The 14,612-nt window shown below is 36.3% G+C and carries 10 protein-coding genes, 1 pseudogene and 1 riboswitch; of the genes and pseudogenes, 4 read left to right on the forward strand and 7 right to left on the reverse strand.

Annotation, left to right across the window (positions count from 1 at the left end; genetic code table 11):
* Positions 1–60 precede the first annotated feature (60 nt).
* Positions 61–1,062 carry an LLM class flavin-dependent oxidoreductase gene (locus JFL43_RS14665; RefSeq protein WP_200749613.1) on the reverse strand — a complete coding sequence of 334 codons (1,002 nt, stop codon included), beginning with the start codon at positions 1,060–1,062 and terminating at the stop codon, positions 61–63.
* A gap of 96 nt (positions 1,063–1,158) precedes the next feature.
* Positions 1,159–2,631, reverse strand: coding sequence for an alanine/glycine:cation symporter family protein (locus tag JFL43_RS14670; RefSeq protein WP_200749614.1), 1,473 nt, complete (start codon positions 2,629–2,631; stop codon positions 1,159–1,161).
* Between the two features lie 376 nt (positions 2,632–3,007).
* Here JFL43_RS14670 and JFL43_RS22630 point away from each other — a divergent pair.
* A pseudogene (locus JFL43_RS22630) lies at positions 3,008–3,225 on the forward strand (hypothetical protein); the annotation flags it as partial.
* A 108-nt stretch (positions 3,226–3,333) separates the two neighbouring features.
* Here JFL43_RS22630 and JFL43_RS14675 read toward each other — a convergent pair.
* The 3 genes from JFL43_RS14675 to JFL43_RS14685 all read right to left on the reverse strand — a co-directional run bounded on the left by JFL43_RS14675 (position 3,334) and on the right by JFL43_RS14685 (position 8,143).
* On the reverse strand, positions 3,334–4,803 hold the full coding sequence (locus JFL43_RS14675) for an alanine/glycine:cation symporter family protein (RefSeq protein WP_200749615.1): 1,470 nt from the start codon (positions 4,801–4,803) through the stop codon (positions 3,334–3,336).
* A gap of 876 nt (positions 4,804–5,679) precedes the next feature.
* Complete coding sequence (locus JFL43_RS14680; protein WP_200749616.1) at positions 5,680–7,137, reverse strand: alanine/glycine:cation symporter family protein; 1,458 nt, start codon at positions 7,135–7,137, stop codon at positions 5,680–5,682.
* Positions 7,138–7,345: 208 nt separating this feature from the next.
* Positions 7,346–8,143: an alpha/beta hydrolase gene (locus tag JFL43_RS14685; RefSeq protein WP_200749617.1), complete on the reverse strand. Its 798-nt coding sequence runs from the start codon at positions 8,141–8,143 to the stop codon at positions 7,346–7,348.
* Between the two features lie 123 nt (positions 8,144–8,266).
* Here JFL43_RS14685 and JFL43_RS14690 point away from each other — a divergent pair, with 123 nt between their 5' ends.
* A complete protein-coding gene (locus JFL43_RS14690) occupies positions 8,267–8,779 on the forward strand; it encodes a gamma carbonic anhydrase (protein WP_100794590.1) in 513 nt (170 codons plus the stop codon).
* A gap of 59 nt (positions 8,780–8,838) precedes the next feature.
* On the opposite strand, the gene JFL43_RS14695 is transcribed toward JFL43_RS14690, so the two are convergent.
* Together JFL43_RS14695 and metK are read right to left on the reverse strand one after the other, a co-directional pair.
* Positions 8,839–9,447, reverse strand: coding sequence for a pyroglutamyl-peptidase I (locus JFL43_RS14695; RefSeq protein ID WP_200749618.1), 609 nt, complete (start codon positions 9,445–9,447; stop codon positions 8,839–8,841).
* Positions 9,448–9,779: 332 nt separating this feature from the next.
* On the reverse strand, positions 9,780–10,976 hold the full coding sequence (gene metK, locus JFL43_RS14700) for a methionine adenosyltransferase (protein WP_100794592.1): 1,197 nt from the start codon (positions 10,974–10,976) through the stop codon (positions 9,780–9,782).
* Between the two features lie 265 nt (positions 10,977–11,241).
* Positions 11,242–11,360, reverse strand: a riboswitch (SAM riboswitch).
* Between the two features lie 203 nt (positions 11,361–11,563).
* On the opposite strand from metK, the gene pckA reads away from it, so the two are divergent.
* Both pckA and JFL43_RS23220 read left to right on the forward strand, forming a co-directional pair.
* Positions 11,564–13,150 carry a phosphoenolpyruvate carboxykinase (ATP) gene (pckA, locus tag JFL43_RS14705; protein ID WP_200749619.1) on the forward strand — a complete coding sequence of 529 codons (1,587 nt, stop codon included), beginning with the start codon at positions 11,564–11,566 and terminating at the stop codon, positions 13,148–13,150.
* A gap of 481 nt (positions 13,151–13,631) precedes the next feature.
* Positions 13,632–14,546, forward strand: coding sequence for a S16 family serine protease (locus JFL43_RS23220; RefSeq protein ID WP_200749620.1), 915 nt, complete (start codon positions 13,632–13,634; stop codon positions 14,544–14,546).
* The last annotated feature ends 66 nt before the right edge of the window (positions 14,547–14,612 follow it).

The raw sequence follows: 14,612 nt of genomic DNA on the forward strand, positions 1-14,612 counted from the left end.
AAGCTAAATCTCGTATTCATCTCACCACCTATAGACGTGAGAGACTTCTGCTGAATCAAGTTAAAGCAATTCCTTTGCAATTAGCTCAAAGGATTTTAATTTATCTTCGAAATTATATGCAATCGTTACGAGCATGACTTCTTCTGCTCCGTAAGCGGCGGCTAAGTTTTCAATTTGAGCTTTTACTTGTTGTGAATTTCCTACGATTAATCGTTTGCGGAACTCCTCAATACTCTGTAAATCATCAATTGTATAAGGATAATTCACTGCTGTTTCAATTGAAGGTGTTCCTGTAGATGACATACCTTGCGTTAATCGGAGCATACTTAGTTCCTTCGATGAGGCAATTCTCTGCGCTTCCTCCTCTGTCTCTGCACACACGACAAATACAGCAACAGCTTGATTGGGCTGTTGTAAATAATCGGAAGGCTTAAAATTTTCTCTATAGGATTTTGCATAATTGGCTCCACCATCACCATTAATAAATTGAGCGAACATATAGGGTAAACCTTTTTGTGCCGCCAAAAATGCTGAACTTGCACTTGAGCCAAGCATCCATACAGGTGGCGCACTCGTTGTCACAGGTGTAGCTTTTAATCCCCGATACGGATGATCTTCTGGCACTTCATCATGTAAATACATGAGCAAATCATCAATCTGTGTTGGGAACTGATTGACATCACGATAATTCCCATCATGTAAAGCATATGTTGAGCGTGGCATCCCACCAGGAGCTCTGCCCATGCCCGCATCAATACGCCCTGGGAATAACGCCTCTAATAATTTGAAATTCTCCGCTACTTTATAAGCAGCATAATGAGGTAGCATAACACCACCTGATCCGATACGAATTTTCTTCGTTACAGACGCCAAATGTGCTATTAATATTTCAGGCGAAGAACCTGCTAAAGTTGATGTATCATGATGTTCTGAAACCCAGAACCTCGTGTAGCCCCATTCCTCAGCCTTCTGTGCTAAAGTCGCAGTTTCCTGCAATGCAAGGACAGCATTGGAACCTTCAGAAATGGGCGACTGATCTAATATACTTAATCGAATGCTCAAAAAAATTCGCCTCCTACATAAAGAGTAACGAAATTCCCGATAGAAAACCAATAAAAAACACTAAGAGCAAATTACTTGCCCTTAGTATTTACATTGCTATTTTGATTTTCTTTTTTTATTATATTCCACCCAGAAATCTGCATTTTTTATACCTAATGGTTCCGGATCAAAAACTGGATCTTTGCCTTGTTTTTTCTGAGCTTCATAATCTTTTAATGCAAGAAGGGCTGGTTTCATAACGAATAGAATACCTATGACGTTTACCCACACCATCAATCCTAAACCTACATCTCCTAAAGCCCAAGCTATTGAAGAAGTTTTTACTGTACCATAGAAAACTGCGCCTAAGAATACAAATTTCGTAATCCAAATCCATATCTTCTCAGTCCGACCTTTAAATAAATAGGAAATGTTTGTTTCTGCAATATAGTAATAAGCCATAACAGTTGTAAATGCGAAGAAGAATAACGCAATGGCTACAAAGCCTGCACCGAAGCCTGGTAAAGCCGAGTCAACTGCATATTGTGTATATCCCGCTCCAGCCTCAATATTAGATGCCACAATCCCTTTACCAAAGTCACCTTGATGAAGGAATGTTTTATTTGCTTCATCATAAACATTAAAAGTTCCTGTAAATAAAATCATGAATGCTGTAGCAGAACATACTAACAAGGTATCAATATAAACCGAAGCCGCTTGCACTATACCCTGTTTAGCTGGATGAGATACTTCCGCGGCGGCTGCAGGGTGAGCTCCTGTACCTTGACCTGCTTCATTTGAGTAAATACCACGTTTAACCCCCCATGCAATAGCCGCACCGATGATACCCCCAAATGTAGAGTCCATTGCAAAAGCGTTTGAGAATATTAATTTGAACACGTTTGGTACTTCTGTAATATTCATACAGATAATAATAATTGCCATTAAAATATAAGCAATTGCCATAAAAGGCACGACATATTGCGCAACATTCGCGATTGTTTTAATACCACCAATAATAATAATTCCTATTAACAAAACAATAATAAGTCCTGAAATCCACATTTTAATACCGAAAGCATTTTCCATAGCTCCAGCAATCGCATTCGTTTGTACACCCGGCATTAAAACGGCCATAGCGATTAATGCTGCAATTGCGAATATAACACCAAAACCTTTTTTTCCTAAGCCCTTCTCAATGTAGAATGCTGGACCCCCGCGATATTGATCATCTTTTTCTTCTTTATAAATTTGAGCAAGTGTTGACTCTACATAAGCTGTTGCTGCTCCAATAAAAGCAATAGCCCACATCCAAAATACTGCACCAGGACCGCCAAACGCGATAGCTGTAGCTGTACCGGCGATATTACCTGTTCCTATACGACCAGATAAAGCAATTGACATAGCTTGGAATGAGGAAATCCCTTTTTCCGACTTTTCTCCTTTAAACATATGAACAACCATGTCTTTAATCAGTCGAACCTGTAAAAAACGAGTGATGATTGAGAAAAATAATCCTACTGCTAGCATGCCGTAAATCATCCATGGTCCCCATAAAACGTCATTTAAAAACGTAACAATACTCTCCATCCATTCTCCCCCTTTTAACATTCCGTATTTTCATGCTATTTAGCAAAATTTCATTCGCCGTAAAACACTATATGTGTTATATAGCAGATAATACCGATATTTAAATATGATGGGTAAGACTATTTTCAATCTTCAAAATCTGCTAGTGTTTCACAAGTAGCGACAAAATATCCGGTTTATTTTTTTGTGATTCAGAGCCCAAAAAGTAAACACTCCAATAAAGGAAGGCCACAGAAAAAGTCCATATAACTTAAACAAGATAGCCCATTCTCGATAAAATTGAGAATGGGCTATCTGTTTTCCTATATTAGATGCACTGATTAAAGGAAGTATTTTAAATTATGTCCAACAACAATCTCTTAACCTTAGTTCTTTTATGGCGCTTTACTATATTACTGTGCATAAGGACAACCAGCTCCGTCCAATGAATAAACTTGTCGATTTCCTCTTCGTTTATGAGGAATTACATAATAAATAATGTTTCCATAACAATCGTAATGCAGTGCCACAAATACAAAAGCACGTTATAACCAAAAATCACCGAAAGTATTTTTGATGGAGAAATCTAAATTACTTCGCAAAACCTTTTATCAAAAGAAAACTATAAAATTGAAGGCCCTTTTTTGCATAAAACACTCAAAACACTTTACATTTTGAGTATTTTGAAATTTCATATGGAATTAATGCAATGCTAGTAAAACCTCATTTATTATTTTTTTTCGCTTTACGCGCTTTATTGTATTCCACCCAAAAATCTGCATTTTTTATACCTAGTGGTTCTGGATCAAAAACTGGATCTTTACCTTGTTTTTTCTGAGATTCATAGTCTTTTAATGCTATCATTGCCGGTTTCATAATAATTAACATCGCTATGACGTTAATCCATACCATCAATCCAAGTCCTAAGTCACCGAAAGACCATGCAAGATCAGATGTTTTGACCGTTCCATAGAATGTTGCTGCTAGGAACACTATCTGTAAGATGACAATGACAACCTTATTCAATTTCCCTTTCATCATATAGGAGAGATTGGTCTCTGCTATATAGTAATAAGCCATAATAGTTGTAAAAGCGAAGAAGAATAGTGCAATTGCAACAAAGCCAGAACCAAAATTATTGAACGATGGCAATGCTGCATTCACGGCTGCCTGTGTATATTCAGAATACTCCAAGCCTGGTACATTCTCTACAACTGTTGGTCCACCTTTATCAATGGTCGTATTGAAGGTCCCCATGAATATAATCATCAAAGCTGTTGCTGAACATACAAGTAATGTATCAATATATACAGATGCAGCCTGAACTAACCCTTGCTTTACTGGGTGAGAAACTTCCGCAGCAGCAGCTGGGTGGGCACCTGTTCCTTGACCTGCTTCATTCGAATAGATTGCACGTTTTACCCCCCATGCAATCGCCGAACCAATCATACCCCCAAAAGTTGCATCCATATTGAAAGCGCTTTTAAAAATAAGAGCAAATACTGCAGGAACCTCAGAAATATTAATAGCAATAACAATAATAGCCATTAAAATGTAAGCAATCGCCATAAATGGTACAACGTATTGTGCTACGCCCGCAATACGCTTCACTCCACCAATGATGATAATACCAATTAACCCCACAATAATAAGGCCTGTAATCCATTTTTCAAGACCAAATGCACCATTAATTGCAGTAGCAATAGAATTAGATTGAACACCCGGCATTAAGAAGGCCATTGCTAGAATAGCAGAAATTGCGAAGAGTATACCAAACCAACGTTTACCTGTTCCTTTTTCAATATAGAAGGCCGGGCCACCACGATAAACACCATTATGCTTTTCTTTATAAACCTGAGCTAATGTTGACTCTACATAGGCTGTTGAAGCTCCAATAAATGCTGTAACCCACATCCAGAATATAGCACCTGGCCCACCAAATGCGATAGCAGAAGCCGTACCTACAATATTACCTGTACCCACACGACCTGATAAGGCAAGAGACATCGCCTGGAACGACGAAACACCATGGTCAGATTTTTCCCCTTTAAACATATGTATGAACATATCTTTAATCAGTCGAACTTGAGCAAATCGAGTCAAAATTGAGAAAAAAAGCCCGACAATTAAGATTCCATAAATCATCCACGGACCCCATAAAATACTATTTATAAACGTAACAAAACTCTCCATTAAATTTCCCCCTTTTGAATTTTCTTACTATTCAATATATTACACTAGTAACAAGTTGGCAATATTAAATTTTCAAAAATAACTTTATTGCTAAAGCTTCCTTTGTTATATATCAAACTAATATAATTTAAATTACATCGCATTGTTATATAACAAATAACAGCACTTTAAAGATTATAAACATACATCTATTTTATTAATATAATAAATTTAACAATTTTATTTATAAGATAACACATCTGTTAATTATCCAATTTTCTTTACAATGAAAACTAAATAAAACGAGAATAAAACGTCCCATATGTTGATTCAAAACTTACTTTCAGAAGCCGGGCTACAAAGCAAGTTTTGCGAAGTTTCATCACATCGATACAGCCAAAATATGCGGTGTTCAATCAGCTATTCACCGCACATATTGCCTACGTTTTACTGAAATTTCTTTACGTGTAAGTATGTAAGAAAAAGTACGTCAAACTCTTATTATTCGTAGATTTTAGCCTTTTGTTTTTTAGTGCAACCATGCTATTTGAATAGCGGCTTGGCATGAAGGAAATCCTTGCATTTCATCAAGGAATGAATCAGATTGTGATTGTATAAATTAGGTTAATCAATACGCGTGATAAAATAACTAATTACTGCTAATAGATTTTCTTCCACCCATCCATTTTCAATAGCAGATCATTATTTTAAAATAAATTATTATACGAAGGACACTATTATTTTTACGTCCTTATTAATATCCATTGATTGAAAATTCGAATCCTATCATTGCTAGCTTTCTACTTAACTTTCTCAGATACAACTTATGCTGAGTTCAAAATATATTAAAAAACGACACTTAATCCAAAGGACAAGTGTCGTAAAATAGTAGAATTACTATTTTTTTGCGTATTTATTTTTTTGTTCCCAGAAGTCGGCATTCTTAATACCTAATTTAACTGGATCAAATTGAGGATCTATCCCCTGCTTTTTCTGTTGCTCATAATCTTTAAGTGCAATCAGCGCTGGTTTCATCAAGAATAATAACCCAAAAACATTTACCCAGACCATTAAACCAAGACCGATGTCACCTAATACCCAAGCTAAATCAGATGTTCGGACTGCACCATAGAAAGTAGTAGCAATAATGATAATTTGCACGACGCGTATGCCGATTTTCTGACGCTTTCCTTCGAACATATACGCAACATTCGTTTCAGCAATATAATAGTAGGCCATCGTAGTTGTAAAGGCAAAGAAGAATAGTGCAATAGCTACAAAGCCAGAGCCTACCCCAGCACCTGGGAATGCACTATCTACAGCCTCTTGAGTATAAGCTGTACCAGCGGAAATACCTGGCACATTTTCAACTAAATATTCACCTTTACCTTCCTCTAATTGGACATTATACATACCCGAAAATAGGATCATGAATGCTGTTGCAGTACAAACTAAAAACACAGCTAAGTATACAGAAGCCGTTTGTACTAAACCTTGTTTTACAGGGTGAGATACTTCTGCAGCAGCTGATGGGTGTGGCCCCGTACCTTGTCCCGCTTCACTTGCGTAGACACCACGTTTTACTCCCCATGCAATCGCTGCACCAATCATCCCCCCAAATGTTGAATCAAGACCAAATGCACTTCGGATAATTAAAGATAAAACTTCAGGTACTTTCTCAATATTTAAAATGATAATAATAGCAGCTACCAGCAGATATCCCATCGCCATAAATGGTACGACAAAAGAAGCTACTGATGCAATACGTTTTACGCCACCCATAATAATACAGCCTAAAATAAGACAAACAACTAACCCTGAAATCCAGTGCTGTATGCCAAATGCAGTATACATCGAATCAGCAATAGCATTCGATTGAACTGTTGGTTGTAAAAATGCCATTGCCACTACTGCTGCTACAGCGAAAATCATCCCTAGCCAACGCTTCCCTGTACTTTTTTCTATATAAAACGCAGGACCACCTCGGTATACACCGTCTTTTTTCTCTTTATAAATTTGCGCTAATGTTGATTCTACATAAGCTGTTGCAGATCCGATGAAGGCAATTACCCACATCCAGAAGATTGCGCCCGGTCCACCAAATGCAATTGCTGTAGCAGTACCTGCAATATTGCCTGTACCAACACGGCCTGATAATGCCATAGATAATGCTTGGAAAGAGGATACACCTGCATCGGATTTCTCGCCTTTGAAGATTTGAGCAAACATTTCCTTCAAGAAACGAACTTGAACACCTTTTGTTAATATAGTAAACAATAATCCGACTAGCAGAATACCGTAGATCATCCACGGACCCCATAATATTTCGTACATGCCGTTAATAATGGTTTCCATCTATTGTCCCCCATCGCTCAAAATAAATTATTCCACTAATTATACATATTGCTAATTTCTTGTATAGGAAAAATTCATTCTATTGAAATAGCAATGTTATGTATTATATATCAAAACCCCTAATTTGAAAATATATCTATTGTGTTATACGACAATTGGAATCGGTTACATAAAAAAAAAACGGAATTTTGTTAAATTCCGTCCACATTCAAATAATATATCCAACCGACCTAAGTGTATTAAACATAAAACTTTCCATATACACATAAATATCTTCACGTTCTTGTTCTTGGAACAAATCGTGATAACATGCTTTCCATTGTTTATATTGGTACTCTGCTAAGCTCTGTTGAGTGAGCCATTTTCTACTATACATAACATCTACTATCTTATCGTTGCCACCACTCATTAATAAGATAGGAATATCCGGGAATACCGTTTGCTGTGAAATTCCCTTCATAAAGGCATGGAGCTCACGGTACCAATTAACCGAGACAACACAATTATAATAAATGTCGTCTTTTTCCTCTTTAAAAAATTCATAGCTTCTCGTTAAGTGTTTAATATTTATTTCATGATTGATCTTCATATTCCCTGTTAATTTACTAAGCCCTGTTAACGCATTCGATAATTTAGATGGTTGGTGCTTTAAATGCATCCAAGGTGATGTCAAAACGACTCCTGTACATTCATATTTAAATTTCTCAATGACATGGATCGCTAAAGTAGCACCAAGGCCATGACCTATGACAAATATCGGCAAATTATATACTAAAGCTGCTTGCATCATTTGTTTAACAAATGTTTCATAGCTTTTAAAATCTTCATCATGTACACGTTTATGTCTACTGTCCTCACCATGCCCAGGCAAATCACCTGAAATAACATGGATTCCTGACTCTCTTAAGTTTTCAATTAACCATGCATATCGCCTATGATGTTCGTATGCACTATGTATAATAACAGCGACAGCTTTCGCTTGACCCTCTGTTTCCCATTTCCACATAACTAGCTCACCTCATTATTTCCTATGTATATATTTTAACGTATTCTAACTATTTCTGTTCCATTCATAGCTACCATTTGTTACGATAATAATACATAATAACTTGAAATGAGGCGTTTTTCGATGATTTATCCTTTTAAAGACAAAAACCCATCTATTGACCCATCTGTTTTTATCGGTGATAACGTAATTATTACAGGCGACGTTACTATCGGACCTGATTCCTCTATTTTTTATAATACGGTTATTCGCGGGGATGTATCGCCTACGATTATCGGACGGAAAGTAAATGTCCAAGATTTATGTTGTTTACACCAAAGTCCAGCTTATCCACTTATTCTTGAAGATGAAGTGACAATTGGACACCAAGTTACATTACATAGCTGTACAATTAAAAAAGGTGCATTAATAGGAATGGCTTCAATCATTCTTGACGGTGCTGAGATTGGCGAAGGTGCATTTATTGGTGCAGGTAGTCTTGTATCACAAGGTAAGAAAATCCCACCAAATACTTTGGCATTTGGCCGTCCTGCAAAAGTGATCCGCGAATTAACTGAAGAAGATCTAAAAGATATGGACCGTATTCAAAACGAATATTACGAAAAGGGTCAATATTATAAATCACTACAAAAATAATAAAACCCTCCGTTTTTAACGGAGGGTTTTATTTGTTAAATTATGATAAATTATTATTCCTAGTCTTCACTTAATACTTCAATACAAATTTTAATACTTTCAATTAAATCTTGTTGAGACCAACTAGGGATGTCACCATGCTGTATAGCAAGCTCATGTGACGCGGGGATATGAACAAAACCAGATTTCATATGCGGATATTTTGTCTTTGAATAATGCAATCCTTCATACATGATGTTATTACACAAATATGTACCTGCTGTGTTTGATATACTTGCTGGGTAGCCCCTCTCAAGTAATTTACCCACCATCTTACGGATGGGTAAACTTGAAAAGTATCCCTCTTCACTATCTGAATAAATGAGTTCATCTACGGGGCTGTAACCATTATTGTCCGGCCCGCCGTCCTTCATATTTATAGCGATCCTTTCTGGAGTTATTTTATATCTTCCACCAGCCAATCCTAGTGAAATGATTGCATCTGGTTTTAATTCTTCGATCAATGCTCGAAACTGTTTCCCCGATGTATTAAAATCAACATCAAGTACCTTACCTATAATCTGAAAGCTACCAATCTCTAAACCATTTAATGCTTCAACAACCTTCATCGTTGGATTAATCGAATACTTTAAAAAAGGCTCAAATCCGGTTAACAACAATTTTTTCATGGTAATCTCTCTCCTCTTATTAAGACTGAATTATCAATATATTAATTAAATAATAGCATATATATCTATTTCACAGATCTGTACGAAGACATTTATTTACACGAGTTAAATATCTGTATGGTGAAAGGTGGTAGTCGAAGTTAGCAGTAATCTTTGTTTGCAAAATAGTAGAGAAATTAGGTACAATTTTATAAATTAAAATTTATTTGATTCAGAATTTATTGAAAAAACATTGAGTTTCTTCTATATAAATAAAAAACATCCCTTTTCCACTATTGATCAATCAATTTGTAGTGAAGGGATGTTTTATTTTGAACTTGTTTACTAGCCTATTATAGACCTGCTTTTTCTTTTAGAGCGTCTGCTTTATCTGTAGCTTCCCAAGGAACATTCAAATCTGTACGACCGAAGTGGCCATAAGCAGCTGTTTGTTTGTAAATTGGGCGACGTAGATCAAGCATTTTAATGATTCCAGCCGGACGTAGGTCAAATAATTCACGAACCCACTCAACTAAGTCTGCTTCTTTTACTTTACCTGTACCGAATGTATCGATTGCAATTGAAACTGGTTGTGCAACACCAATCGCGTAAGCAAGTTGCACTTCACAACGCTCAGCAAGTTCAGCTGCTACAATGTTTTTTGCAACATAACGCGCTGCATACGCTGCAGAACGGTCAACTTTCGTCGCATCTTTACCTGAGAATGCACCGCCACCGTGACGAGCGTATCCACCATAAGTATCTACGATAATTTTACGACCTGTTAAACCAGCATCACCTTTAGGCCCACCAATTACAAAGCGGCCTGTTGGGTTGATGAAGTATTTTGTTTTTGCATCAAGTAATTCAGAAGGAACAACTGGAACAATAACTTGTGCTTGTAAATCAGCTTTAATTTGTTCTAATGTTACTTCTGGATCATGTTGAGTCGAAATAACAATTGTGTCAACGCGAACAGGATGATTGTTTTCATCATATTCGATTGTCACTTGTGTTTTACCATCTGGACGCAAATAAGCTAACTCTTTTGTTTTACGAACTTCAGATAAACGACGTGCTAATTTATGTGCCAAGCTAATAGGTAGAGGCATTAACTCCGGTGTTTCGTTACATGCGTATCCGAACATTAAACCTTGGTCACCAGCGCCAATAGCTTCAATATCTTCATCTGTCATCGAACCTTCACGTGCTTCAAGAGCTTGGTCAACGCCTAATGCGATATCAGCTGATTGCTCGCCGATTGCTGTTAAAACAGCTACATTTTCACCATCAAAACCATATTTACCACGAGTATAACCTATTTCCATTACCGTCTCACGAACGATTTTGGGAATATCAACATATGTTGAAGTTGTAATTTCTCCTGCTACTAATACAAGACCTGTTGTTACTGTAGTTTCACACGCTACACGTGCATTCGGGTCTTTTGAAACGATTTCATCTAAAATGGCATCCGAAATTTGATCACAAATTTTATCTGGATGTCCTTCTGTTACACTCTCTGATGTAAACAGTCTACGGTTTGTCATTTGGTTTCCTCCTATTATCTGCGAGATTGCCTCGGAAATGATACGGTACTCATTACCCATGTTAGTTCTTTCCAGTCGGATTGAACACCAAGCCGTTGCTGCTTTTAACACGAGGATTCTAGAAAGTGCCACTATATATAAATAGATCCGCTTAAATTACATATACTAATAAAAAAATGTAGGATTTGGTCTATTTTAAATAAAAAAAACCCTTCCGCCCATTATTACTAATGAGTGGAAGGGAATAATTCATAAGCACCTTTCACTCTTATCGTTCAAGGATTGAATCCTTGCATCAGATTAAGCACCAGCGCATCACGTGAAATCATAATGCAGGTTGCCGGGTTTCATAGGGCCTGACCCTCCACCAGCTCGGGATAAGAGTATCCGTTCAATTCCTCATGTTAGAACACTTTGGAATTGTTGTCAATACCTTTTTTGTTATTTTAAAAAAAGTACATTTTTCATAAAATTTATACCTTAATTAGTATAGATTATTTAACTAAATGTGTTATACTAATTTCCGAAATGAATTATAAATACACTCAATTATGAGGAATAATATAAAAAGGATGGTACGTAAAACGATGAATTCAGTAGAACCTACGAATGAACTGAAGGAATTATTGAAAGGCGAAAATATTCTGGAACAACTTTCAGTACCACAATTAACAGAAAAAGCTACTTCACGCGGTGAGGCAATCCTAACTGTTGATGGTGCTGTAAGAGCAGTAACAGGTAAATATACAGGTCGTTCTCCTAAAGATAAATATATGGTAGAAGAAGAAAGTTCAAAAGATAAAATTGATTGGGGTAAAGTAAATAAGCCCATCTCATCAGATATCTTCGACTCATTATACACTAAAGTAGTAAACTACTTAAAAGAAAAAGAAGAATTATTTGTATTCAAAGGTTTTGCAGGAGCTGAACCAGCATCTCGTATAGCTATTCGCGTTATAAATGAATATGCTTGGCATAACCTATTTGCACATCAATTATTCATTCGTCCTACTGTAGAAGAGCTAAAAACTCATGAATCTGACTTCACAATCGTTTCAGCTCCAACTTTCAAAGCGGACCCAGCAGTAGATGGCACTGATTCAGAAACTTTCATCATCGTTTCTCTTGAAAAACGCATTATCTTAATCGGTGGTACTGAGTACGCTGGCGAAATGAAAAAATCAATTTTCAGTATCATGAACTACTTATTACCACAACAAGGTATTCTTTCAATGCACTGTTCAGCAAACGTTGGTGAAGCAGGCGATGTAGCCTTATTCTTCGGTCTATCTGGAACGGGTAAAACAACTTTATCTGCAGATTCAGATCGTAAATTAATCGGTGATGATGAACATGGTTGGTCTGACAACGGTGTATTCAACATCGAAGGCGGTTGCTACGCTAAAACAATCAACCTTTCTGCAGAGAAAGAACCTGAAATTTACAATGCAATCCGTTTTGGTACTGTATTAGAAAACGTAGTGGTAGATGAAGAAATTCGTATTCCTAACTACGATGACGGTTCTCTGACAGAAAACACTCGTGTTGCTTATCCAATCCAAAATATCGATAACATTGTAGACCCATCTGTTGCAGGTCACCCAAAAACAATCGTCTTCTTAACTGCAGATGCATTTGGCGTATTACCTCCAATCAGTAAATTAACGAAAGAACAAGCAATGTACCACTTCTTAAGTGGATTTACATCAAAACTAGCAGGTACTGAACGTGGCGTTACTTCGCCTGAACCAGTATTCTCTACATGCTTCGGTTCTCCATTCCTACCACTTCCAGCTACAGTATATGCTGAAATGTTAGGTAACAAAATCGACGAACATGGCGTAAACGTATTCCTAGTAAACACTGGTTGGACTGGTGGCGAATACGGCGTAGGTAACCGTATGAAACTTTCATACACTCGTACAATGATTCGTGCTGCAATCGATGGTAAACTAAATAACGTTACTACTGAAAAAGACGCTATCTTTGGCTTAGAAATGCCTGTAGCTATTGAAGGTGTACCAACTGAAGTATTAAACCCACGTAATGCTTGGGAAGATAAAGTGGCTTATGATCAAAAAGCTTCTGCACTTGCTAGTATGTTCCGGGAAAACTTCAAAAAATTCGGCGTTGTATCAGAATCTATCGTAAAAAATGGCGGCCCAATCGCTTAATTCATCCGAAAAGAAAAACTATTCTTATGGACTATTAAAAGTCAAAAGTTAATACGTTGATACATCAACATAGTTTCTATAATATGCAACATTATAAAGAATAAAAAAGCGTAACTAAGATAAAATCTTTAGTTACGCTTTTTGTCATATAGAGGATTTATAGTGAATTTATAGAATATTGAGTATAGACTTAAAAAATAAATACTGCTCGTGTTATTAAATCAAAGGGGCAGGTCAGTTGAAGTATAGTATTAAATATATCGGAAAAAGAGGAGATTACTATGAGGTCTAATATATTTGGTATCTGCTTCATTTATTACTTTTCCTTAAGTGTTCCGGGATGCTATATAAAATAATACTGTCAACTAGAAGCAAGTAGAATACATTCCAAGCATTATTTCTTCTCGAAAGAAATCCGTAGTTAGTTTTAAAGGAATGTTCAGCATTTTTTAGAAATTTTAAAAATACTAGTTACACTGTAGTGAGGAGCGGAGAAATCATTTTTAGTCTCAAAAGGAATTTATCTTATCTCATAATCGGCTTTTTAACCATTCTATTTTATTTCGTATTTCTATTATTATATCTTCAAGATGTAATCGATGGAATTGTTTTTATCGGTGGATTATTTGTTAGCTTAATTATCCTAGTAATCGCACTCATTGTGTATCGAAAAAAACGTGCTTACAAACGAAAAATCCTACTCGCCTTGTGTATAATATCGCTTTTACTTTGCTATGAACTACCGCTTTTAGGATATGAATCTACTTCGCATGCCGCCTACATTTATAAGGAGCCATTACAAGTAGCCGAAGGTTCAGGAATCTATTTATTAGGTGTTACTAAAGTAGATTTTAAATTTATGGAAAGTAAAAACGCCGTTACGAAACTTTTAAACGAACAACATGTTGATTTTTTAAATATTATTGAAGTGACGAATCAAATTCGATATGGAAGCAAAAACCGTCAATTATTACAGTGGATTCATCTTCAAAAAAGTGAAGTAGAACAAATGAGAGAAAATGTGAAGCATTATTTAGGACAAGAAAACGAAAATATTAACGAATTTTTAAATAACGACCAAAATGAAGGAAGTAGTGCAGGACTAGGCTTAGTGCTATCTGAACTCATCATGCGGGGCGATTTACAAAACGATTTATCTATTGCAGTTACTGGAGGAATTAGCGCAAAGGGTGACGTAGTATCTGTCGGGATTTTGAAAGAAAAAATTCAAATCGCTGAAAGATACGCTCTTTCTTTTATGATCATCCCAAGCGAAAATGCTGAAGAAGTAGCAGAGATTCAAAAGGAACTGAGCTTAAACATTCAAATTTTTGATGTGGCACATATCGATGAAGCAGTCCAACTGATTAATGAGTTAAACGATAAAAATAAATGAACGGAATCTTTAGATATAACACTCAAATTCATTACATTATCCTGTTACGGTGTGTTACTACATTGA

Origin of the sequence: Viridibacillus soli (assembly GCF_016612995.1) — a bacterium.
Classification (GTDB): domain Bacteria; phylum Bacillota; class Bacilli; order Bacillales_A; family Planococcaceae; genus Viridibacillus; species Viridibacillus soli.